Raw genomic sequence first — 22,171 nt, 5'->3', positions numbered from 1 at the left:
GTCGCGGCACCCCGTGGGCGCTCGGCCCCTACCGCGACAGCTCTTCGGCGACCAGCTCCGCGATCTGCACGGCGTTCAGCGCGGCCCCCTTGCGGAGGTTGTCGCTGGAGACGAACAGCGCGAGGCCGTTGTCCACCGTCTCGTCACGCCGGATCCGGCCGACGTACGACGCGTCCCGCCCGGCCGCCTGCAGCGGGGTCGGGATGTCGGACAGCTCGACGCCCGGGGCGTCCGCCAGCAGCTCGGTCGCCCGCTCCGGGGAGACCGGCCGCGCGAACCGGGCGTTGACCTGGAGGGAGTGCCCGGAGAACACCGGGACGCGGACGCAGGTGCCGGAGACCTTGAGGCCGGGGAGCTCCAGGATCTTGCGGGACTCGTTGCGCAGCTTCTGCTCCTCGTCGGTCTCGTTCAGACCGTCGTCGACGAGGTTGCCCGCGAACGGCAGCACGTTGAAGGCGATGGGGCGCTTGTAGACCTGCGGCTCGGGGAAGTCGACCGCCGAGCCGTCGTGGGTGAGCTTCTCCGCGTCGGCGGCGACCTTCTGCACCTGCCCCTGCAGCTCCGCGACGCCCGCGAGACCGGACCCGGACACCGCCTGGTAGGTGGTGGCGACCAGCGCCTCAAGGCCGGCCTCCCGGTCCAGCACCTTCAGGACCGGCATCGCGGCCATGGTCGTGCAGTTCGGGTTGGCGATGATGCCCTTCGGGCGGTCGGCGATCGCGTGCGGGTTCACCTCGGAGACGACCAGCGGGACCTCGGGGTCCCTGCGCCAGGCGGAGGAGTTGTCGATCACGACGGCACCCTGGGCGGCGACCTTCTCCGCGAGCGCCTTCGAGGTGGCCCCGCCCGCCGAGAACAGCACGATGTCCAGGCCGGTGTAGTCGGCGGTCGCCGCGTCCTCCACCGTCACGCCGTCCAGCACGGTCCCGGCCGAGCGGGCCGAGGCGAACAGGCGCAGCTCGTCGACGGGGAAGTTCCGCTCCGCGAGGATCCTGCGCATGACCGTGCCGACCTGACCGGTGGCTCCGACGATTCCGACCCTCACGGCGACTCCCTCTACGTGTCTCTTGCTGCGTGTCCCTGCATGACCGGGGCTTTTCCATCATGCGGCCGACCCCGGTCCACCTGTCCAATTCTTTGCTCGGCATGCCCGAAGGGTGGGACACGATCACCCTGGGGACGGCTCCGGACCTCCGTCGCGCACCCCGCCGAGCTGGAGAAAATCGCCCGGCGGCGGCCCCGCGCCGGAAGCTGTGCTGTGCCGGCCCGGTCCGTCCGCCGCCCGGCCGGGCGGTGGTGTGACGTACGCCTCTTCGGGTCCGGCCGATCCGGTCGAACGTTTCCCGCCCCTCCTGCGTCGTAGGGGCACATGAGTGAGGGGGTGGCTTGTGCTGCGCGGAGGGGCGCGCCGCGACCAGGGGGCCTGTGCCGGTGCGGACCACAGCGGTCCTACCGGCGACGACCCACTGGACGCGGCCCAGGAACGCCGGGTGCGGGCGGTGCTCGCGCTCGGCGGGGTGCCGCAGGCGGACCTGCCGGACGGGGTGCAGCAGGTCCGCCTGCGGCTGCTGGAACGGGCCGCGGGCGGCCTCGGGGCGCCGCGGGACGTGTCGGCGTGGGTGGCGGTGGTCGCCTCCAACCTCGCCATGGACTGGCACCGGGCCAAGCGGCGCCAGGAGCGGCTCGGGGAGCGGCTGGCCGCGCTGCACGAGCCGGTGCACCCCTCCGGCGAGGAGACCAGCCTGCTCTCCCTCGCCGTTGCCCGGGGTCTGGACGAGCTGCCCGATGCCCAGCGGCAGGTCGTGATCCTGCGCTTCTTCGCCGACCTGTCGGTGCGCGGGATCGCTGAGGAGCTGGACATTCCCGAGGGCACGGTCAAGAGCAGGCTGCACACGGCGGTCCGCGCGCTGCGCGAACGGCTGCACGAGGACGAGGTGGTGTGACGTGACCGCCGAGCACGAGGGTGCGGCAGGCGCGGGAGAGTACGCAGGCATGGACGCGCTCATGGCCGCGGTCACCGACGAACCCCTGCCGGACGAGGCCCGCCGGGACGCCGCCTTCATGGCCGAACACCGGTCGGCCGAGGCCGACGTGGCGGTGCTCAGGGAGCAGCTGGCCTGGCTCGCCCAGGCCCTGACCGGGCAGGAGCCGATGCCGGAGGAGGCGGAACCCGCCCGGACCGCCGGGTCCGCCCCGGCCGCCCGGGCGGGGAAGCGTCCCGGAAGCGGCACGCGTCCTGCCGGTCCCGCACACCCCGCCCGTCCTCCCCGTCCGGGCCGTCCCTCGGGTCCGCGCCGGGCACTGCGCATCGCCGTGGGCTCGCTCGCCGCCGCGGCGGCCTTCGGCCTGGTCGCCGGGCTCGGCTGGATGGTGACGCACAACTCGGGAGCGGCCGAGTCCGCGAGCGGAGCCAGCGCCGCCGACGCGAAGAGCCAGGGCAGCTCCCCGGCCGAGGGCGCCGTCGGGGGCGGGCGGCCGTCCGACCCGGCGGTGGCCCTCGCCTGCTACCGGCTGGTCGCCGAGGGCACGGTGGCCGCGGTGGATCCGGGGGCGCAGCCCTCCGGGACCCGGATCGTGCTGACCGTGACCCGTTCCTACAAGCCGGCCCACGGCCCGGCCGAGGTCACCGTCCTCCTCGACGACGGCGCCGACCCGGCTCCGCGCAAGGGACAGCACGTGCTCGTCGGGGTCGACCAGGGGCAGCGGACCGCGAGCCTGTGGGCCGTGGGCGACAGCCGCGTGGCCGCCGAGCGCGCCTGGATCGTCGAGGCCCTGCCCGGGTCCCGGGAGACGGCCTGCCCCTCCGGCGACGGGTCCTGAACCGGCGGAGGCGACGCGTCCCGAGCCGGAGAGGGCACGGACGCACCGAACGTTTTGCGGTGCCCCCGCGTCTCAGGACCGGTCCGGCGCACAGGCAGGTGCACCGGGACACCGGACGGCGAAGGGGACACCATGACGTTACGGCGAGAGAACGAGTCCACGGAGCAGGGCCCCGTGCGCCGGCGCCGGCGGCTGCCGGTCGCCCTGGCGGCGGTGCTGGCGCTCGGCGGAGTCGCGGGCGCGGTGTACGCGTTGTCCGAGCGGGGGCACGCGGACGCCGACGCCGGCGAAGCGGGCAGCCTGAGCGGCGAGGGGCTGGTGGCCTGCGCCTCGGCGGTCGCCGAGGGCCGGGTGGCCGAGGCGGGGCCCGCCGGGTCCGGGTCGGGGTCCGGCTTCCGGGTGGTCCTGAACGTGGACCGCGCCTACAAGCCGGCCGGCTCGGGCACCCGCCGGCTGGTCTTCGTCACGCCGGAGCCGGACGCCGAGCGGTACTACCGGGTGGGCGCCCGGATGCTGGTGCTGGTGCCTTCCCGGGAGGGCGAGGCGCCGTCCGCCTACCGCCACGGAGACGCCCCGCCGGAGGGGGCGGGCGACGCTCTGGAATGGGCGCGTACCTGGGTGGAAAAGGCGATCCCGCAGTCCGGGCGGTTGAAATGCGCTGCGAACGACGCCGTCGGTTAAAGTATTCTGCACATTCGGATACGATTATTCCGCTTGGCCGGATACTTACCTTCCCTTGACTTGATAATTACTTTCGTGGCATGATCTGCCTCGGTCATGATCCCTGCGTCGGTAAAAGTTCAGCCAACTCGGGGGTCTGGTGAAAACTGTCCGAAGAAAAACCGCCGCCGTCTGCGTCTCGGCCGCGGTGCTGTCCCTTTCCTTTACGGCCGCCACGCCGGCTTCCGCGCATTTCCTGGGGAACGACTCGGTCGACGGCCGGGAAATACGGTGGGAGGACGAGACCCGGTACGACGACGCGCGGAAGCACGCCATCAACGCCTGGGACAACAGCTCGCTCAACCGGATCAACATCGCGCCGGACGCCTGGAACACCGTCGCCGACCTGGAGTGGCGCGACTCCAACCGCTCCGACGTCACCTGGGACGGGCTGTGGAAGGGCCGCACCGGAGCGGACGCCATCTATCTGAACGTCCACTACCTCAAGAACTACGGGACGACGAAACGCCGCGGCGTGGCCACCCACGAGCTGGGCCACGCCCTCGGCCTCGGGCACAGCTACCGCGGCCAGATCATGGTCAACAACACGCCCGACCGCGGCTCGCTCACCACGCCGCAGTCGCACGACAAGGCCGACTACCACGCGCTCTGGGGGTAAGCAGAATGGTATTCAACGGTTCCGCGTCCCGATTGCGAAAGAGCGCGGTCCTCGCGTCGGTCGGCCTTGCGGTGGCCACGGTGGCCGCCTGGGGCGGATTCCAGGCGTCTGCCGACGACCGGCCCGAATTCAGTGTGCAGTACGCGCATGCCAGCACCGTCGGGGATTTCAGCGAGGACGAAAAGCTCGTCGGTTTCGCCGATTTCGTCTTCCACGGCACGGTGGTCACCAAAAAGGGAACCACCGAAATCGACGGCATGCCGGAGACCCAGTGGGCCGTCAAGGTGAACGAGGTCTACGAGGGCACCTTGCAGGCCGGTTCCACCACCGTGGTGAACCAGACCGGCGGCTACGACGCCGACACCAACAGCCTCACGCTGATGGAGGGCGACCTGCCGCTGGAGATCGGCGAGAGCTATGTCTTCTCCACCCACAGCATGAGCGACCGCGCCTGGTTCACGATGGTGCCGGTCTACGGCGCGCAGCCCGTCGGCAGCACGACGCAGCCGTTCCCGACCGCGGAGGACATGGACGGCGACGGACAGTCGACGGTCGCCGACCACTGGAAGCAGATGGTGCGGGACCAGGTCGCGCCCGACGTCGGCGTCGGCGAGGGCCCGGAGCCGACGGACGAGCCCACCGAGCAGCCGTCCGACGTGCCCACCGGCGACCCGGAGCCCACGGACCCGGCCGAGTGACCCCCGGTCACTGATCCCGGGCCCGGCACACGAAAAGGGGCGGGTGTCCTCCAGGACACCCGCCCCTCCCGTGTGCGTCACCCCGTTACGGCGTGACCTTCCCGATCTTCACGCTGCCGGTGCCCGCAACGGTGCCGCGGGCGTTCACCAGCTGGATCCGGCCGAAGAACTCCCGGCCGGCGGGGGCCTCGGCGGCCGCCGTGACCTGACCGGTCACCGTGGCCGAGTCGCCCGTGCCGAGTTCGACCGGGGCCGCGCCGTCGACCGTGACGCTGCCGAGCGCGGCGGAGAAGAACACGTCCCGGTAGTCGTAGTCGGTGGCACCGGAGGGAACCGCGTACCCGACGACCTCGATGGTGTACGTGCCGGCGGCCGGGGACGGGACGGAGACCGCCTCCTCCGAGTCGCCGTCGGCGGACTTGCCGACCTCCTTGCCCGAGGCGTCGTACACCGCCAGGTCGAGGTCGGCCGCCGTGTCCGAGACGCCCCCGATGGCGACGTCGAGTGACGTGGCGCCGGCCGGCACGTCCACCGTGGTGGTCTGCGTCTCGCCCTCCCTGATCGAGGGGCGGGCCGTCTTCGAGGAGCCGAGCGGGCCGCCGACCAGCTTGCCGTCGAGGGCGGCGAACGCGTTGGTCACCTTCCAGGAGGCGGTGACCGGGGTGCCGGCCTTCGCCTCGGGCACGGTCACGGTCTCCGGGTCGAAGGCCGCGCCGAGCACGGTGACGTCCACCTTGTACGGGTTGTCGAGCAGCGGCGAGGTGCGGCGCGCCTCGACCTCGATCTCCCAGACCCCGGCCTGCGGGTCGGCGTACGAACGCACGTCGGGCCTGCAGCCGTTGCCGTCCAGGTAGTTGTTGTAGCAGTACGGGGTACCGGTGTTGTCGACCGCGACGCCGTACGGGTGAATGGAGACGAACCGCGTCTGGCTCTTGGCGGCGAGCCCGCTCATCGCGACCTCAAGGGACTCGGCGCCCGCGGGGACGGTCACGAAGTACGACGTGGAGCTGTTGCGCTGCACCGAGCCCGACGCGGAGTAGGTGTAGTGGACCGGGTCCGACACCACGACCGTGGTCAGGATCTGCTTGTCGACGCCCTCGGTGCGCGGGTCGTCGACCTCCAGGATCGCGGACTTGATGCCCGAACTCCTCGGCTTCGCCTGCACCTTGACCGTCACCGGCCGGTTCAGCGGCAGCGTCACCTCGTCGGAGCCGAGGAGCTTGAAGGTGTGCCCGGCGTTGTTCTCGAAGCGCAGCTCGTGCCGGATCGCCTTGTCGGCGCCGGAGGTGCGGGTGATGGTGACGTCGTACGTCTTCTTCTGCCGGACCTTGAGGCCGCCCTCGCGGTCGTACAGCCCGGTGCCGTAGCCCGGGGTCTTCAGCGCGGAGTCGAGCGCGGTGTCGACGGGCGCCTTCACGGTGTAGTCGTGCGCGGTGGCGTGGTCGCGGACGGACTCCCACGCGTCGACGATGTCGATCCGGCCCGCGCCCTCCTCGTACGCCTGGACGCCCTTGATGTGGTGGGCCGTCGAGGTCAGCGCGGTGCGCAGGTCGGCGGGGGAGAGGGCGATGCCCTTCTCCTTGGCGGCGCTCAGCAGCAGCGCGCTCGCGCCCGCCGCCTGCGGGGAGGCCATCGAGGTGCCCTGGAGCATCGAGTAGCCGGCCGGGAGGGAGTAGCCCGCCTCGGCGACCGGGGAGCCCGGCAGCCAGGTCTGGGTGCTGTTGATCGCGGCGCCCGGCGCGACCAGGGTCGGCGTGAAGCCGCCGTCCTCACGCGGGCCGCGCGAGGAGAAGGGGAGCAGCTGGTACTTGGTGGTCACCTGGGAGCCGTAGTTGGCCGCCCAGGTCTCCCTGGAGACGGCCGCGCCGACCGAGATCACCTTGTCGGCGAGACCGGGGTCGCCGATGGTGTTCGCGCCCGGGCCGGAGTTGCCGGCCGAGATCACGAGCTGCACGCCGTAGGTGTCGATGAGCCGCGTGTACAGCTCGGCGCGGGCGTTGTTGCCGTCGTTCAGCGCCGGCAGGCCGCCGATCGACATGTTGACGATGTCGACGCCCCGGTTGGCGACCAGGTCGATCATGCCCTCGGTGAGGGCGACGTTGGTGCAGCCGCCGGTCCAGGTGCAGGCCCGGGACGAGACGATCTTCGCGCCCGGGGCCGCGCCGTTCATCTTCCCGCCGAACAGGCCGTTGGCGGCGGTGATGCCGGCGACGTGGGTGCCGTGCTCGGACTCGATGACGCCGATGTTGACGTAGTCGGCCTTCGCGCCGGACGCGTTGTAGACGACGTCCTTGCGGATCTCGACCACGAACGGGATGCGCTCGACGACGTCCGTGGCCGGGTCGTCCGTGCCGAAGTAGCCGACCTGGTAGCCGTCCTTGTACGGCTTCATCGGCACGTCGTCGGTGAAGTCCAGGTTGTCGTCGCTGTCGACGCGCACGGTGCCGGAGGCCGGGTCGTACAGCACACCCCAGGCGTCGGTCGTGTCGCCGTCGCGGTTCAGGTCGCCCTTCATGTCGCCGCCGGCGGTGGCCGACTCGTACATGTAGTTGAACCTGTACGAACCCGCGGGCGCCTTGAACGTCTCGGTGCCCTGGGTCGCCGTGGTGACGGAGAACGCCGGGCCGGCGGCCGGGGTGGTCATCCGCCGCCAGGTGCCGTCACCGTCGTTGACCGGGTCGGTCGAGGTCACCCAGTCGACGATCTTCCGCTCGCCGGTGGTGGTCTTCTGCAGCGCCGGGTGGCCGAGGTCCACGCCGGAGTCCAGGATGCCGATGGTGATGCCCCGGCCGTCCGCCTTCGGGTGCTCCTTGACGAAGTCGACGGCGCCCGTCTCGAAGGAGGGGTTGTAGGGGTTCGCGGCCGGGGTGTTCTTGTCCGGCCCCGAGTAAGCGGTCCTGGCCGCCTTGGCGTCGGAGCTGTTCCCGCTCACCGTCGGGTCGTCGAGCTGGATCTCCTGGCGCAGGTCGATCGCGTGCACCGAGGACAGCTTCGCGGCGGCGGCGATCGCCGCGTCCGCCCGCCCGGTGGGGACGGTCGCCCGGACGTAACCGAGCTTGTCGTACGTACGGCCCACCAGGCCGCCCTCGACCCCGTCCAGCTCCCCGGCGACCTGCTCGGTCTGCCCCGGCGCGGTCGCGATCATCATCGTGACGTTCTTGGCGTTGTCGGCCTTGGCCTCGGCGAGCAGTGCGGCGTCGTCCGAACCGAGCTTGTCGTGGGCCGACTTGACGCCCGGGTCGGCGGTGCCGGCGGACGTTGCGGAGGCGGGGGCCGCGGCGGCCAGGGGTATCGGCGCGGCGGCGGCGAGCACGGCCGCGACACCGAGGGCGAGGGCTGTGCGGCCCAGGCGTCTGTGGCCCGGTATCGGGTCGTGCTGGGGGGTGAGGGTCATCTGCATCCCTTGTAGGTAAAGGAACGAGCATGGAGTGGCCGCGACTTGGTCAAGTAGCGGCGCATGGGCGCACAGCTTTACCCAAGGGAACGCTCTTTTGGGAACGTTGACCGAATCGATATGAACGTATGGGGAAAACCCCCTATCTGTGTCCTTGCTGTGAGAGGAAATCCCGTTGGCCGCGGGCCGCCGCACGCCCTAACGTGCCCACGTGCGCGAGAAGCTCAGGGTGGCGGCCTACGCCGTGTGTGTCCGTGACGGCCAGGTCCTGCTCGCCCGGTCACCGGCCGACGACGGCACACCCGAGTGGGTCCTGCCCGGCGGCGGCATGGAGCACGGCGAGGACCCCTACGACACCGTCCGCCGCGAACTCATGGAGGAGACCGGCTACCGCATCGAGGTGACCGGCCTGCTCGGCATCGACTCGAACCGCGTCCGCTTCCCCCGCGCGGGTCTGCGGCGCCCCGCCACCGACCACCACGGCGTGCGGATCATCTACACCGCCGAGATCGTCGGCGGCGAACTCAGGAACGAGGTCGACGGCTCGACCGACATGGCCGCCTGGCAGGACCTGGACGCCGTACCGGCCCTGCGGCACATCCCGCTGATCGACGTCGCCCTGCGGCTGTGGCGGGAGCGGCCGGCCGCCGGCCGGTTTGCAGAAGAGCAGGCGTAAGCGCCGGAGACCCTCCCCTACCCCGGCAGATGAACGCGGAGTAGCCGGGCCCGGGCCGCCCGCAATCCGCTCCATGACCGGTCCCCACCTCGCCTGATCCACGTACGGTGATCGGCGCTGCGCGTTGCCGCCGTGTTCACGCGCAGGTCACCCCCGGTGCCAACGATCCACAGTGAGCGGGAAGTTCGCGGAAGCGATCGCCCGTGACCACTGCCGACGCGTTCGTACTCGGGGAGATCGCGCCATGTCGCGCATACGCTCTGTCGCCACCTCCGCGGCCCACAAGGGCCGCGAGGCACTGGAGATCAACCGCCGTACCGTGCTCGCCGCCGCCGGAGCCGTCTCGCTCTCCGCGGGCGTCGGCTACGCACTGCGTCCCACCGCCGGCGAGGCCGCGCCCGCCGCGGTCGAGGAGCAGCCGGTCGCCGAGGGCCGCAAGGCCGCCGCGGCCGCCCTCGCCCCGTACACCAAGGGCACCACCCTCGCCTCCGTCGCCGCGCCCCGCAACAGCTCCGGCTACCGGCGGCTCGGCGACGGCGCCGGCTGGTCGCGGGTGCTGCGCTCCGACCTGGCCGCCGCCAAGTCCGGCCGGGAGCACCGCCGCACCGCCCTCGCCGCGTTCGTGCAGTTCACCGACCTGCACCTGATGGACGTCCAGCACCCGCTGCGCCTGGAGTACGTGCGCGTCCACGACCGGCACGCCTGGCGCCCGCACGAGGCGCTCACCGTGCCCGGCGCGGTCTCGCTCGTCGAGCGGGTCAACGCGCTGCGCGGCGCCCCGGTCACCGGCTCGCCGCTGCACTTCGTGATGACGACCGGCGACAACACCGACAACAACGCCCACTCCGAACTGGAGTGGTTCATGAAGGTGATGAGCGGCGGCCGGATCACCCCCAACACCGGCGACCCCAAGCACTACGAGGGCGTCCAGAACAGCGGGATGAAGCTGTACTGGCAGGCCTCCTCGACCGTCCGCGACCAGGACAAGGCGCTCGGCTTCCCGCACCTCGCGGGCTACCTCGCCGCCGCGATCCGCGAGGTGAGGAGCCCCGGCCTCAACCTGCCCTGGTACTCCACGGTCGGCAACCACGACGCCCTGCCGCTCGGCTGCTACGGCTCGCACGCCGACCCCTACCTGGTCCAGGCCGCGGTCGCCGGCAAGAAGCTGATGTCGGTCAGCGACGCCGACGCCAAGAAGCTCCAGGACGCCATCCACAACGCCCAGGACCCCAAGGGCAGCGGCTACCGCGACTTCCTCAAGGCCCACGCCCGGTCCATGCGCTCGGTCACCGCCGACGAGAAGCGCGCCCCCTACACCGCCGCGGACTACCTCAAGGCGCACCTGGACCCGGCCTACCAGGGCGTCGGCCCGGTCGGCCACGGCTACTCCAGCGCCAACGTGGCCGCGGGCACCCAGTACTACGCCTTCCGCATCTCGGACGACGTCATCGGCATCAGCCTGGACACGACGGACGCGGGCGGCCACTACGACGGGTCGGTCGGGACGGCCCAGCTGACCTGGCTGGAGAAGACCCTGAAGGAGAACAAGGACTCCTACGCGGTCGTCTTCAGCCACCACACCAGCCAGTCCATGACCAACACCCGCCCCGACCCGGCCCACCCGAGCGACGGCCGCCACACCGGCGCCGAGGTGGTCACCCTGCTCAACCGCCACGCCAACGTGCTGGCCTGGGTGAACGGCCACATCCACCGCAACCTCATCACCCCGCACAAGGCGTCGAACGGCAACACCTTCTGGGAGATCACCACCGCCTCGCACGTCGACTACCCGCACCTCGCGAGGATCGTCGAGCTGGTGGACAACAAGGACGGCACGATCTCGCTCTTCACCACCCTGATCGAGTCCGCCGCACCGCACCGCACCGACTTCTCCGACCTCTCCCAGACCGGCCTCGCCGCCCTCTACCGCGAACTGGCCTTCAACGCCCCCGGCGCGAGCAAGGCCCTCGCCGGCAACACGACGGACCGGAACACGGAGCTGGTCCTGAAGAAGGCCTGAGACGTCCTCGGCGGCGATGTCGAGAACCCGTGGCCGGCTCCGTCCCAGGGGCGAAGGCGGCCACAATGGGTGGCACCGGCACCGAGGAGAACCACCATGGCGAAGTACCTGCTGCTGAAGCACTACCGCGGCGCCCCGGCCCCGGTCAACGACGTGCCCATGGACCGGTGGACACCCGAGGAGATCTCGGCCCACATCCGGTACATGAACGACTTCGCGGCCAGGCTGGAGAAGACCGGCGAGTTCGTCGACGGCCAGGCCCTCGCCCCCGACGGGATGTGGGTCCGCTACGACGGCGAGGGGCGCCCGCCGGTCACCGACGGCCCGTTCGCCGAGACCAAGGACGTCATCGCCGGCTGGATGGTGATCGACGTCGACAGCCAGGAGCGCGCCGTGGAGCTGGCCGGTGAACTGTCGGCCGCTCCCGGCGCGGGCGGGAGGCCGATCCACGAGTGGCTGGAGGTGCGCCCGTTCCTGGCCGCGCCGCCCAACGCCGAGGACTCGTGCCACTGATGGACGAGGCCCTGCTCAGGAGCCTCACCCCGAGCGTGCTCACCGTCCTCGTCCGCCGCGGAGCCGACTTCGCGGCGGCCGAGGACGCCGTGCAGGAGGCCCTGGTCGAGGCGGTCCGGGTCTGGCCCGCCGACCCGCCGCGGGACCCGAAGGGCTGGCTGGTCACCGTGGCCTGGCGGCGGTTCCTCGACGCCACCCGCGCGGACACCGCCCGCCGCCGGCGCGAGGACCGCGTGGACGACGAGCCGCCGCCCGGCCCGGTCCCCGCCGGCGACGACACCCTCCAGCTCTACTTCCTCTGCGCCCACCCCTCCCTGACCCCCTCCGCCGCGGTCGCGCTCACCCTGCGCGCCGTCGGCGGCCTCACCACCCGCCAGATCGCCCACGCCTACCTCGTCCCCGAGGCGACCATGGCGCAGCGCATCAGCCGCGCCAAGCGCACGGTCTCCGGCGTCCGCCTCGACCGGCCCGGCGACGTCGCCACCGTGCTGCGCGTCCTCTACCTGGTCTTCAACGAGGGCTACTCCGGTGACGTCGACCTCGCCGCCGAGGCCGTCCGGCTCACCCGGCAGCTCGCGGCCGGCATCGACCACCCCGAGGCGGCCGGGCTGCTCGCCCTGATGCTGCTCCACCACGCCCGGCGGGCCGCCCGCACCGCGCCCGACGGCAGCCTGGTGCCCCTGGCCGAGCAGGACCGGAGCCGGTGGGACACCCGCCTGATCGCCGAGGGCGTCGGGATCCTCCAGGGGGCCCTCGCCCGCGACCGCCTCGGCGAGTTCCAGGCCCAGGCCGCCATCGCCGCCCTGCACGCGGACGCGCCCACCGCCGCGGAGACCGACTGGGTGCAGATCGTCGAGTGGTACGACGAACTCGCGCGCCTGACCGGCAGCCCCGTCGTCCGGCTCAACCGCGCGGTCGCCGTCGGCGAGGCCGACGGACCCCGGGCCGGGCTCGCCGCACTCGCCGAGCTGGACGCCGCCCTGCCCCGGTACACCGCGGTCGCCGCCTACCTGCACGAACGCGACGGCGACCGTGCGACCGCGGCCCGCCTGTACGCCGAGGCCGCCCACCAGGCCCCGAACCTCGCCGAGCGCGACCATCTGACCCGCCGGGCCGCCCGTCTCAACGCACGTCTCCACGCCGACCGCGACAAGTGACATCGTCGCGCGTCCGGGTGGCTCGCTTGCCGTTTTTTTGCCGTCGGCCACGCTCGTCCGGAGGGTGCGCGGGCGCCGAGCACGCTTGTAAAAGCGCAGGTCAGGAGGGTGGCGGCGAGGGAAGCGGAATGATGTTGGCGGGAGCGGGTCCGGTGCATGTCACGTAAACGCAGCCGACTTCGACACGAGACACTCCGTTCATCCGAATGAAACGTCCGTACCGCCTCATATCGGCTAACCCGCGGATCCCGGGGATGGCTCGATCTGGTGCAAGGCTGGTGGTCGTGTGAGCGCTCGGCTCGGACTTCGTGTGCTCTCGGTCTACGAGGGTTTTTTCTCCGGGGGAGCCCGGATCGTGCACAGTGATGTGCTGCTGGGCCTGGTAGAGGGCGGACAGCAGTGGCATCGGGTGCTGAGTCTGCACGGTGAGGTCCACCGAGAAGCCACCACGCAGCGCATGGAGGACGACGCGTGTTACCGGGCGCTTACGGCCGGTGGCATCGAGGTCACCTCCCTCGGCCGCAGCGCCGGACTCGTGGACGGCACCGTGGCGGCGTCGGTTTTCAGCGGCCCCGAGCTGGCCGATACGGCGCGCGCGATGGCCGGCGCCGACGTCATCCTGTCGCTGAAGGAGCAGCCGCTCGCGCTGCTCAACCAGGCCGGGCTGCCCCGCCGTCCGGTTGTCGTCTGCCTGCACCGGTCCGACCCGGAGAACCAGGGCCGGGCGCTGGACGAACTCAAGGCCGCCATCGAGGACGGCACGGTCGTCGCGTGCGTGTGCTGCGCCGAGTCCACCCGGGACGCGTACGAGGCCGCCGGGGTCCCCGGCGAGCTGCTGCACGTCATCCCGAACGGCGTCGACCTGCTCCGCTTCCGCCCGGACGCGGCGCTGCGGCTCGCCTTCCGCGAGTCCCTCGGCATCCCCGCCACCACCCCGGACGCCCCCGGCGCCCCGGTCGTCGTGTTCGCCGCCCGGTACGCCGGCATGAAGAACGTGCCGCTCTTCCTGCGGGCGGCGCGGGCCTGGCTGGCCCGCGAGGGCGGCGGTCACGTCGTCATGTGCGGGGCCGGGATGACCGACGACAACCCGGCCCTGTGGGCCGACATCGAGGTCGCCTTCGGCGCCGACCGGGCCGCCCTCGGCGACCGGCTGCACCTGCTCGGCGTACGGCACGACATGGAGACCGTCTACGCCGGCTCCGACGTCGTCGCCCTCACCTCCGCCTCCGGCGAGGCGGCACCGCTCTGCCTCATCGAGGGCATGATGTGCGGCGCCGTCCCGGTCACGACGGACGTCGGCGACAGCGCCTCGATCGTCGAGGGACACGGACTGGTGACGCCCTTCGACCCCGACGCGATCGCGTTCGCGTGGTCGGCGGCGGTGGCCGAGCGCGACGCGTTCGCACCCGCGCTGCTGGCCAGCCGCGAGCGGTTCAGCCGGACGCGGATGATCGCCGCGTACGCGGACCTGCTCGGCCGTGTCGTCGACGACGTGCGCGACGAACTGCGTCCGGGCGTGAGCGGGCAGTAGGAGCGCGGGGCCCGGCGGGCCGTCCTACCCGGCCGGGGTCCCGGCCGGGGGGAGACCGCCGCTTCCGCCGACCGGGGGAAGCAGCCTGCGGGGTGTCATGTGGGCGGCCAGCCACTCCAGGTTCCGCCACAGGCGGGGCTCGGAGTGCTCGTGCCGCTGCGCCTCGGCCCAGGGCCGGTAGTTGTCCCAGACGGAGATGATGAGGCCGCCCCATGCCTCGTCGATCAGCTGCCGGTCGAAGGCGTCCAGCCGGGTGCCCGCGCCCAGGAGGTTGAAGGTGGTGAGGTAGGAGGTGACGAGCTTCGTCGCCTGCTCGTCGCCCGACAGCGAGCGGCTGATCAGCGCCGCGATGGCCGCCTGGTCGCGCTCCTGGGGTATGCCCTCGTCGAACAGCGACTTCCGCTGGTTCATGTTGTCCGCGAGGAACTCCATGGTCGCCTGCTTGCGGCGCCTTTCGTGATCTCGCTCCGTGCTGCGGGCCAGCATCAGCAGCTGCCACGCCAGGCCGACGAAGCCGACGACGCCCACGCCGAGCGAGCCGAACGCGGCTACCAGGGACCACCGCTCAAACACCGTCACGGGCGGGAAGTCTACGGAGAACGCCCGGTGCGCAGGGGCGTTCCCGGCATCTTCGGGAAGCACGGGGAGGGGCCGCCGGTCCCCCTCCGACCGGCGGCCCCTCCTCCCTGCTCCCCCTCTTCCTGCACCCCCTCCTCCTGCTCCCCCTGCTCCCCCCTCCCGGGTCAGCGCGGCAGCACCACCACGTACGCGGCCGGATCGCGGTCGTCCGCCGCCATCAGGGCCGTGCGGACCACCGCCGCCTGCTGCTCCATCGCGTCGCGCAGCTTCCTCGGGGTGAGGTGGACGACCGTGATGCCGAGCCGCTCCAGGTGCTCCCGCTTGCGGGTGTACTCGGACCACAGGGCGTCCTCGTCCTGCCGGTCGCCCTGGCGCGGTGCCCGCGTGTCCAGTTCGACCGCGACCCCCTGCTCCGGCCAGTAGGCGTCGAGGCCGCCCAGGTGGGGGCCGCCCGGCAGCCTCAGGTCGACGTTCCAGACCGGGTCGGGGAGGCCGTACTCGCGGACCATCCGGTAGAGGCGGTCCTCCGCGATGGCCCGGCCCTCGGCGACCAGGGAGTCGACGGCGTCCACCACATGGGGGCGGGAGAGCAGCTTCGCCTGGTTCAGTTCCCGTACCACCGCGGCCGGTTCGCAGTGGCCGCCGCGTACCGCCTCGGTCAGCAGCCGCCGTACCGCCTCCGCGTCGGTCAGGTCCGCCACCGCGTCCGCGAGGGCGCGCGGGACCGGGGCGACCGGGAGGCCCGTCACCTGCTCGGGGGTGGGCAGGGCCGGGGTGCGGAGCACGCGGACGTAGGAGGTGGAGCGCAGCCGGCGCAGGCGCGGGACCAGGACGTCCACGTGGTCCAGGGCGAGCAGCGGCGGGGTCGCGGAGAAGCCGTGCAGGGTCAGCGCGGCCAGGCCCGTGATCATCACGTCCGTGTAGACCGGGCGGTGCGGGGAGTCCGGGGTCGGCTGCGCCGGGACGCCCGGGGCCGGCTCGCGCGCCGTGAACAGGAGGGCGCCGTGCAGGCGTTCCTCGCTGGTCGGCGGGCCGGGGTGGAGCAGGACCACGCCCGGCAGCAGCTGCTGCCAGGGGCCGCCCGGCCGGCACTGCTCGGCGATCTCGGTGGCCGCGACGCCGTGCGAGCGGAGCTGGGCCGTCGTCAGCACCCGGCGGTGGACGTCGGACAGGTGGCGCAGGGGGCGGGGGGAGAGCGGGGTGTTGTGGGTCATGGCCTCGGGATTCCCGGGGCCGGCCGGGTCCTTAACCGGTGTTACGTGTTCGTCGATAAATACGGACAAGGCGGGACTAAAGGACGGGTGTTCGGGTGCCGAGTAGGGGCCCGTAACCCCTGGTCCGGACGGGTGCGGACCAGGGGTTACGGCCATGATGGAATGAATTGCGTAACGGTCACCCGGAGGGTGACCGTTGGCCAAAGGTCAGCTCGCGGAGACCTCGGCGGCCCGCGCGTCGCACTCCTGTCCGCGCAGCGCCCGTGCCAGGTCGTCCCGGGCCTCCAGGACCAGCCGGCGCAGCGCCGGAGGCGCGTCGGCGTGCGCCGTCAGCCACGCGTCCGTCGCCTCCAGGGTCTCCGGACGGTCCTGGAACGAGGGATACAGGCCCCGCACCACGTCCATGCCGATCTGGATCGAGCGGTCCTCCCAGATCCCGGCGATGACCGCGAAGTACTTCTCGGCGTAGGGAGCCAGCAGCTCCCGCTGCGAGGGCTGGGCGAAGCCCGCGATCGTCGCCTCCACCAGCGCGTTGGACAGCGCCTGCGACTCCACGACCTGCGCCCACGCCTGCGCCTTCACCGCCGCCGACGGCCGGGCGGCCAGACAGCGCACCTGGTGGCGCTTGCCGGACGCCGTGTCGTCCCGGGCCAGTTCGGCCGCGAGGACGGACTCGTCGGCGGCGCCGTGCGCGGCGAGGGGTTCCAGGAACGCCCAGCGCAGCTCCTGGTCGACGTCCAGGCCGTCGATCACCGCCGCCCCCGACAGGAGGTCCTGGAGCAGCCGGAGACCGGTCTCCTCGGTCGCCGTCGACGCGAAGAACCGGGCCCAGGCCAGCTGGTGCTCGCTGCCCGGCGCCGCCTGCCGCAGCTCCCGCAGGGCGCCCTCGGCGAGCAGCCGCCCGGCCGCCTCCCGCGCCTGCGGCGCCACGTAGTGCACCAGCGCCGACTCCGCCCACGCCTGGAGCATCTGGAGCACGCCGATGTCCGACTCGCGGCTCGCGAACCGCAGCACCAGGCCGACGAAGTCCCGGGCGGGCAGCAGCGCGTCCCGGGTCAGGTTCCACAGCGCCGACCAGCACAGCGCCCGGGCCAGCGGGTCGGTGAGCGAGCCGAGGTGCCCGCGCAGGGTCGCCAGCGACGTCTCGTCGAAGCGGATCTTGCAGTAGGTGAGGTCGTCGTCGTTGACCAGGACCAGTTCCGGGGCCTCGGCGCCGGCCAGCTCGGTGATCACCGTGCGGGGGCCGTCGACGTCCGCCTCGGCCCGCGCGTACCGGACCAGATCGCCGCCCTCCAGCCGGTACAGGCCGATCGCCACCCGGTGCGGGCGCAGCTCCGGATGCGAAGCGGCGGCCTCCTGCAGCACGGCCAGCTCGGCCACCCTGCCGTCCCCGTCCAGCAGCACCTGCGGGGTCAGCGAGTTCACCCCCGCCGTCTGCAGCCACTTCCCGGCCCAGGCGCCCATGTCCCGGCCGCTGGTCTCCGCCAGCACCGACAGCAGGTCGCCGAGGCGCGTGTTGCCGTACGCGTTGCGCTTGAAGTAGCGGCGGGCGCCCTCCAGGAACGCGTCCTGGCCGACGTACGCCACCAGCTGCTTGAGGACCGAGGCGCCCTTGGCGTAGGTGATGCCGTCGAAGTTGAGCTTGGCGTCCTGCAGGTCGCGGATGTCGGCCGTCACCGGGTGCGTGGAGGGCAGCTGGTCGGCGCGGTACGCCCAGGCCTTGCGGCGGTTGGCGAAGGTGGTCCAGGCGTTCTCGAAACGGGTCGCGCCGACGTTCGCGAACGTGCCCATGAAGTCCGCGAAGGACTCCTTCAGCCACAGGTCGTCCCACCACACCATGGTGACCAGGTCGCCGAACCACATGTGGGCCATCTCGTGCAGGATCACGTTGGCCCGCGCCTCGTACGACGCCTGCGTCACCTTGCCCCGGAAGATGTACTCCTCCCGGAAGGTCACCAGGCCCGGGTTCTCCATCGCGCCGAGGTTGTACTCGGGCACGAACGCCTGGTCGTACTTCCCGAACGGGTACGGGTAGTCGAAGTGCTCGTGGAAGAAGTCCAGCCCCTGCCTGGTGATCAGGAAGACGTCGTCCGCGTCGAAGTACGGGGCGAGGCCCTTGCGGCACATCGCGCCGAGCGGGATCTCCAGCGTCGAACCGTCCGGCAGGGTGCGGGAGTACGAGTCCGTCACGTAGTGGTAGGGGCCCGCCACCACGCACGTGATGTACGTCGAGATCGGCTTCGTCTCCGCGAACCGCCACACCCCGTCGGCCAGTTCACCCGCCCCGTTGCTCCACACCGTCCACTCCTCGGGCGCCCGCACCTCGAAGCGGAACGGCGCCTTGAGGTCCGGCTGCTCGAAGTTGGCGAAGACCCGGCGGGAGTCGGCCGGCTCGTACTGCGTGTAGAGGTAGACCTCGCCGTCCTCGGGGTCGACGAAGCGGTGCAGGCCCTCACCGGTGCGGGAGTAGGCGCACCGGGCGTCCACCACCAGCTCGTTCTCCGCGGCCAGGTCCTCCAGGACGATCCGGGTGCCGTCGAAGACCTCCCCGGGGTCGAGGTCCTTGCCGTTGAGGGTCACGGCGGTCACGCCGGGCGCGATCAGGTCGGCGAAGCTCGACGCGCCCGGCTCGTTGCAGCGGAAGCGGATCGTGGTCACCGAGCGGAAGGTACGCGGCTCTGCCTGGCCCTCCCCGACGGCGGACCGGACGTCCAGCGACACGTCGTACCCGTCGACCGACAGCAGGGCGGCCCGCTCCCGGGCCTCGTCGCGGGACAGATTCTCACCGGGCACGGGCGGTACTCCTTCGCGTCGACACGCATCGTCGTCGGTAGTCGGGACAGCACCGATCCTCCCACGTGCCCCTGACGGCGGGCGCCCGGGAATGGGGTGGCCGGTGATGGTGTTGCCGCTGGAAAAGGCCCGTATTCCGAGGAGAGCCATGTCCGAGACCGTGACCAGCTCAGGCAAGACCCCCGTCGACTTCTGGTTCGACCCGCTGTGCCCCTGGGCCTGGATGACCTCCCGGTGGGTCCTGGAGGTCGAGAAGGTCCGCGACATCGAGGTGCGCTGGCACATCATGAGCCTCGCGGTCCTCAACGAGCCCAAGCTCGACGAGCTGCCCGAGGAGTACCGCGAGCTGCTGGAGACCAAGGCGTGGAAGCCGATCCGCGTGGTCACCGCGGCCTGGCAGAAGCACGGCTCCGACATCCTCGGCCCGCTGTACACCGCGCTCGGCACCCGTATCCACAACAACGGCGAGGGCCCGACCGTGGAGGCCGTCGCCGGCGCGCTCGCGGACGTCGGCCTGCCCGCCGACCTGATCGACTACGCCGACCAGGAGGACTTCGAGTTCGACGCCGAGCTGCGCGCCTCCCACAAGGAGGGCATCGACAAGGTCGGCCAGGACGTCGGCACCCCGGTGATCGCGGTCCCCGGCGCCGACGGCGAGCAGATCGCGTTCTTCGGCCCGGTCGTCACCCCCGCCCCCAAGGGCGAGGAGGCGGCCCGCCTGTGGGACGGCACCCTCGCGGTCGCCTCCGTCCCCGGCTTCTACGAGATCAAGCGGACCCGCACCAAGGGCCCCGACTTCAGCAACCTGTAGAGACCCCCTAGAAGCCTTCCGGCAGATTGGCCCCCACCTGCCAGTTGTCCTTGCGCTGGATACGGCGGCAGCCCGGCGCCGTGCAGCGGTGGTAGGCCTGGGGGCGGAAGCGTTCGGCCCGCTCGCCGGGGTACTTGCTCACCGCTGCCTCGGCGGCCGGGATCTCGTCGGGCTTCAGGTCCCGGAACTCCTTGAGGGGCCCCTTGCAGTTCGGGCATCGGACGTCGGCCACGTACGCCTCCTCCAGTCGGGACGAGCAGCATAGGAGGACCGGCACCCCGGCGATGAGTCCGGAATCCGTCCCATCGGGGCGGATTCCGGACATTGCGGCCCGGCCTCCTCCTCGCACGGCCCCCTGGGGCGGCGGCCGGCGGTTCCGCCGTACTTCCCTCACCCGATGTGCCCCGCGAGCCCATCTCCCGTAGCACCATGGGCACATGACGGAGATCGACACCTCGGTGCCGCATTCGGCGCGCATCTGGAACTACTGGCTCGGCGGCAAGGACAACTACCTCGTCGACCAGGAGGCCGGCGACGCCTACACCGCCGTCTTCCCCGGGATCGTGACCATCGCCCGCAGCAGCCGGGCCTTCCTCGGCCGCAGCATCCGGTACCTGGTGGCGGAGGCGGGCATCCGCCAGTTCCTCGACGTCGGCACCGGGCTGCCGACCGTCGACAACACCCACGAGGTGGCGCAGCGCCTGGCCCCCGAGTCGAGGATCGTGTACGTCGACAACGACCCGCTGGTCCTCGCGCACGCCCGCGCCCTGCTCACCTCCACCGAGGAGGGCGTCACCGCCTACGAGGACCTCAGCCTCCACGAGCCGGAGCGCATCCTGGCGGCCGCGGCCCGCACCCTGGACCTCACCCGCCCCACCGCCCTGATCCTCAGCGGCATCCTCGGCCACGTCGACGGCCACGACCGCGCCCGTGACCTGGTCCGCGCCCTGCTGTCCGGCCTGCCCGCCGGCAGCCACCTCTCCGTCAACGACGGCTCCCGCGGCACCGACCCCGCCTACGAGCAGGCCCAGGACGCCTACAACGAGACCGGCGCGGTCCCCTACTACCTGCGTCCCGTCGACCAGATCGAGGGCTACTTCGAGGGCCTGGACCTGGTCGGCCCGGGAGTGGTGTCGGTGCCCCTGTGGCGCCCCGACACGGACCCGGCCCCCCGGCCGATCGGCCAGCACGGCGGCCTCGGCCGCAAGCCCTGAGCCCTCAGCCGGCGGGGCGCCGCCGCTGCCGTGCGTACCCCACCGCCGCCAGGACGGCCGTCATCCCGCCCGTGTAGTACAGCTGCACGCGGGTGTCCGCCTCGCGGGCCATCAGGACCAGGATCGCGGCCATGCCCGCCAGCGCCAGCCAGGTCAGGTACGGGAACGCCCACATGCGCACGACCGGCTTCCCGGGGGTGCGGCGGCGCAGCAGCAGCTGGGAGACGGCGATGAGGACCCAGACGACCAGGATCACCGCGCCGATCATGTTCAGCAGCCAGGGGAAGACGTCGTCCGGGCGCCAGTAGCTGAGCACGACACAGACGAAACCGAAGACGCAGGAGGTCAGGACCGCGAGGCGCGGGACGCCCCCGGACACCCGGGCGAGCGTGCGCGGACCCTGGCCGCGCTCCACCAGGGAGTGCGCGATGCGCGAGGAGCCGTAGATGTTCGCGTTCATCGCGGAGAGCAGGGCGACCAGCACGACGACGTTCATGAGCTGACCCGCGCCGGGGATGCCCAGCCGGTCCAGGGCGGCCACGTACGGGCCCTTCCCGACCAGTTCGGCCGAGTCCCAGGGGACCAGGGTGACGATGACCGCCATCGAGCCGATGTAGAAGAGCGCGATGCGCCACATCGCGGTGCGGACCGCGCTCGCCACGCCCCGGACCGGGTCCGCGGACTCGGCCGCCGCGATGGTGACCGTCTCCAGGCCGCCGTAGGCGAAGATCGAGGCCAGGATGCCGATCACCAGGCCCTCGCTGCCGTGCGGCAGGAAGTCCGTCAGGTTCGAGGTGCCCGGCGAGCGGGTGCCGGGCAGCACGCCGGCGACCGCCAGGACGCCGAGGACCAGGAAGAGGCTGATCGCGCCGACCTTCAGCGCCGCGAACCAGAACTCGAACTCGCCGAAGTTGCGCACCGAGGCCAGGTTCGTGGCGCAGAAGACGACCATGAAGAGGGCCACCCACGCCCACTCGGGCGTGCCCGGCAGCCAGCCCGTCACGATCTTCGCGGCGCCGATGCCCTCCAGCCCCACGGCCGTGCACAGCAGCACCCAGAACGACCAGCCGGCCGTGAACCCCGCCCACGGCCCGATCGCCCGCTCCGCGTGCGTCGAGAACGAGCCCGACGACGGATGTGCGGCCGACATCTCGCCCAGCATCCGCATCACCAGCATCACGAGGAGCCCGGAGAGGGTGTACGCGACGACGACGGACGGCCCGGCGGCGGCGATGGCTGCGCCGGAGCCGACGAACAGACCCGCGCCGATGACTCCGCCCAGGGCGATCATCGACAGGTGGCGCTGCCTGAGGCCGGGGGAGAGGGCGGGCGAGGGGGCGGGAGTGCGGGTGGGGGAGACGCCGTCGTCGTGTGTCGGCGGGGTCTCGACCGGGGTGCTGCGGTGCGGCATG

At 72.0% G+C, this 22,171-nt stretch carries 19 protein-coding genes; 12 read left to right on the top strand and 7 right to left on the bottom strand.

Annotation, left to right across the window (positions count from 1 at the left end; all coding sequences use genetic code 11):
- Nucleotides 1-28: 28 nt before the first annotated feature.
- On the bottom strand, nt 29-1,045 hold the full coding sequence (locus tag ACFZB3_RS14585) for an aspartate-semialdehyde dehydrogenase (RefSeq protein WP_391374818.1): 1,017 nt from the start codon (nt 1,043-1,045) through the stop codon (nt 29-31).
- Nucleotides 1,046-1,388: 343 nt separating this feature from the next.
- On the opposite strand from ACFZB3_RS14585, the gene ACFZB3_RS14580 reads away from it, so the two are divergent.
- From ACFZB3_RS14580 to ACFZB3_RS14560, 5 genes are all read left to right on the top strand, one after another.
- The gene (locus ACFZB3_RS14580) at nt 1,389-1,943 is read left to right on the top strand and encodes a sigma-70 family RNA polymerase sigma factor (protein WP_391375795.1); all 555 of its coding nucleotides are present in this window, start codon (nt 1,389-1,391) and stop codon (nt 1,941-1,943) included.
- 1 nt (nt 1,944) lies between these two features.
- Nucleotides 1,945-2,820 carry a hypothetical protein gene (locus ACFZB3_RS14575; protein WP_391374816.1) on the top strand — a complete coding sequence of 292 codons (876 nt, stop codon included), beginning with the start codon at nt 1,945-1,947 and terminating at the stop codon, nt 2,818-2,820.
- Between the two features lie 132 nt (nt 2,821-2,952).
- On the top strand, nt 2,953-3,501 hold the full coding sequence (locus tag ACFZB3_RS14570) for a hypothetical protein (RefSeq protein WP_391374813.1): 549 nt from the start codon (nt 2,953-2,955) through the stop codon (nt 3,499-3,501).
- Between the two features lie 187 nt (nt 3,502-3,688).
- The gene (locus tag ACFZB3_RS14565) at nt 3,689-4,159 is read left to right on the top strand and encodes a matrixin family metalloprotease (protein ID WP_391374810.1); all 471 of its coding nucleotides are present in this window, start codon (nt 3,689-3,691) and stop codon (nt 4,157-4,159) included.
- A 32-nt stretch (nt 4,160-4,191) separates the two neighbouring features.
- Nucleotides 4,192-4,857: a hypothetical protein gene (locus tag ACFZB3_RS14560; protein ID WP_391374808.1), complete on the top strand. Its 666-nt coding sequence runs from the start codon at nt 4,192-4,194 to the stop codon at nt 4,855-4,857.
- A gap of 85 nt (nt 4,858-4,942) precedes the next feature.
- Here ACFZB3_RS14560 and ACFZB3_RS14555 read toward each other — a convergent pair whose 3' ends face one another.
- On the bottom strand, nt 4,943-8,251 hold the full coding sequence (locus ACFZB3_RS14555; RefSeq protein ID WP_391374805.1) for a S8 family serine peptidase: 3,309 nt from the start codon (nt 8,249-8,251) through the stop codon (nt 4,943-4,945).
- Nucleotides 8,252-8,462: 211 nt separating this feature from the next.
- On the opposite strand from ACFZB3_RS14555, the gene ACFZB3_RS14550 reads away from it, so the two are divergent.
- The 5 genes from ACFZB3_RS14550 (at nt 8,463) to ACFZB3_RS14530 (ending at nt 14,148) form a co-directional block, all read left to right on the top strand.
- On the top strand, nt 8,463-8,927 hold the full coding sequence (locus ACFZB3_RS14550; protein ID WP_391374802.1) for an NUDIX domain-containing protein: 465 nt from the start codon (nt 8,463-8,465) through the stop codon (nt 8,925-8,927).
- A 244-nt stretch (nt 8,928-9,171) separates the two neighbouring features.
- Nucleotides 9,172-10,947, top strand: a complete 1,776-nt coding sequence (locus ACFZB3_RS14545; protein ID WP_391374799.1) for a TIGR03767 family metallophosphoesterase — start codon at nt 9,172-9,174, stop codon at nt 10,945-10,947.
- A 96-nt stretch (nt 10,948-11,043) separates the two neighbouring features.
- Nucleotides 11,044-11,460: a YciI family protein gene (locus ACFZB3_RS14540; protein WP_391374796.1), complete on the top strand. Its 417-nt coding sequence runs from the start codon at nt 11,044-11,046 to the stop codon at nt 11,458-11,460.
- Nucleotides 11,460-12,617 carry a DUF6596 domain-containing protein gene (locus ACFZB3_RS14535; RefSeq protein WP_391375792.1) on the top strand — a complete coding sequence of 386 codons (1,158 nt, stop codon included), beginning with the start codon at nt 11,460-11,462 and terminating at the stop codon, nt 12,615-12,617. Before ACFZB3_RS14540 ends, ACFZB3_RS14535 begins: the two co-directional genes overlap by 1 nt.
- Before the next feature lie 310 nt (nt 12,618-12,927).
- Entirely contained in the window at nt 12,928-14,148 is a 1,221-nt protein-coding gene (locus tag ACFZB3_RS14530; protein ID WP_391375789.1) for a glycosyltransferase, read from the top strand.
- 24 nt (nt 14,149-14,172) lie between these two features.
- Here the strand turns inward: ACFZB3_RS14530 and ACFZB3_RS14525 are convergent, their stop codons facing one another.
- The 3 genes from ACFZB3_RS14525 to pepN all read right to left on the bottom strand — a co-directional run bounded on the left by ACFZB3_RS14525 (nt 14,173) and on the right by pepN (nt 18,734).
- Nucleotides 14,173-14,727, bottom strand: a complete 555-nt coding sequence (locus tag ACFZB3_RS14525; protein WP_391374793.1) for a DUF4760 domain-containing protein — start codon at nt 14,725-14,727, stop codon at nt 14,173-14,175.
- Nucleotides 14,728-14,891: 164 nt separating this feature from the next.
- Nucleotides 14,892-15,941 (bottom strand): hypothetical protein, encoded by a 1,050-nt coding sequence (locus tag ACFZB3_RS14520; protein ID WP_391374791.1) that lies wholly within the window; start codon nt 15,939-15,941, stop codon nt 14,892-14,894.
- A 207-nt stretch (nt 15,942-16,148) separates the two neighbouring features.
- The gene (pepN, locus tag ACFZB3_RS14515) at nt 16,149-18,734 is read right to left on the bottom strand and encodes an aminopeptidase N (RefSeq protein WP_391374788.1); all 2,586 of its coding nucleotides are present in this window, start codon (nt 18,732-18,734) and stop codon (nt 16,149-16,151) included.
- Nucleotides 18,735-18,882: 148 nt separating this feature from the next.
- Between pepN and ACFZB3_RS14510 the strand changes: the two genes are divergently transcribed.
- On the top strand, nt 18,883-19,545 hold the full coding sequence (locus ACFZB3_RS14510; RefSeq protein WP_391374785.1) for a DsbA family protein: 663 nt from the start codon (nt 18,883-18,885) through the stop codon (nt 19,543-19,545).
- A gap of 7 nt (nt 19,546-19,552) precedes the next feature.
- Here ACFZB3_RS14510 and ACFZB3_RS14505 read toward each other — a convergent pair whose 3' ends face one another.
- Nucleotides 19,553-19,777, bottom strand: a complete 225-nt coding sequence (locus ACFZB3_RS14505) for a hypothetical protein (RefSeq protein WP_391374782.1) — start codon at nt 19,775-19,777, stop codon at nt 19,553-19,555.
- A gap of 205 nt (nt 19,778-19,982) precedes the next feature.
- Here ACFZB3_RS14505 and ACFZB3_RS14500 point away from each other — a divergent pair, with 205 nt between their 5' ends.
- A complete protein-coding gene (locus tag ACFZB3_RS14500) occupies nt 19,983-20,759 on the top strand; it encodes an SAM-dependent methyltransferase (RefSeq protein ID WP_391374779.1) in 777 nt (258 codons plus the stop codon).
- Between the two features lie 4 nt (nt 20,760-20,763).
- Here ACFZB3_RS14500 and ACFZB3_RS14495 read toward each other — a convergent pair whose 3' ends face one another.
- Entirely contained in the window at nt 20,764-22,170 is a 1,407-nt protein-coding gene (locus tag ACFZB3_RS14495; RefSeq protein WP_391374776.1) for an amino acid permease, read from the bottom strand.
- Nucleotide 22,171 lies beyond the last annotated feature (1 nt).

The organism is Streptomyces sp. NPDC008092 (genome assembly GCF_042957285.1).
In the GTDB taxonomy this organism is placed as follows: domain Bacteria; phylum Actinomycetota; class Actinomycetes; order Streptomycetales; family Streptomycetaceae; genus Streptomyces.
The sequence above is the reverse complement of the archived record's forward strand: the minus strand, read 5'-3'. Positions and strand labels throughout refer to the sequence as shown.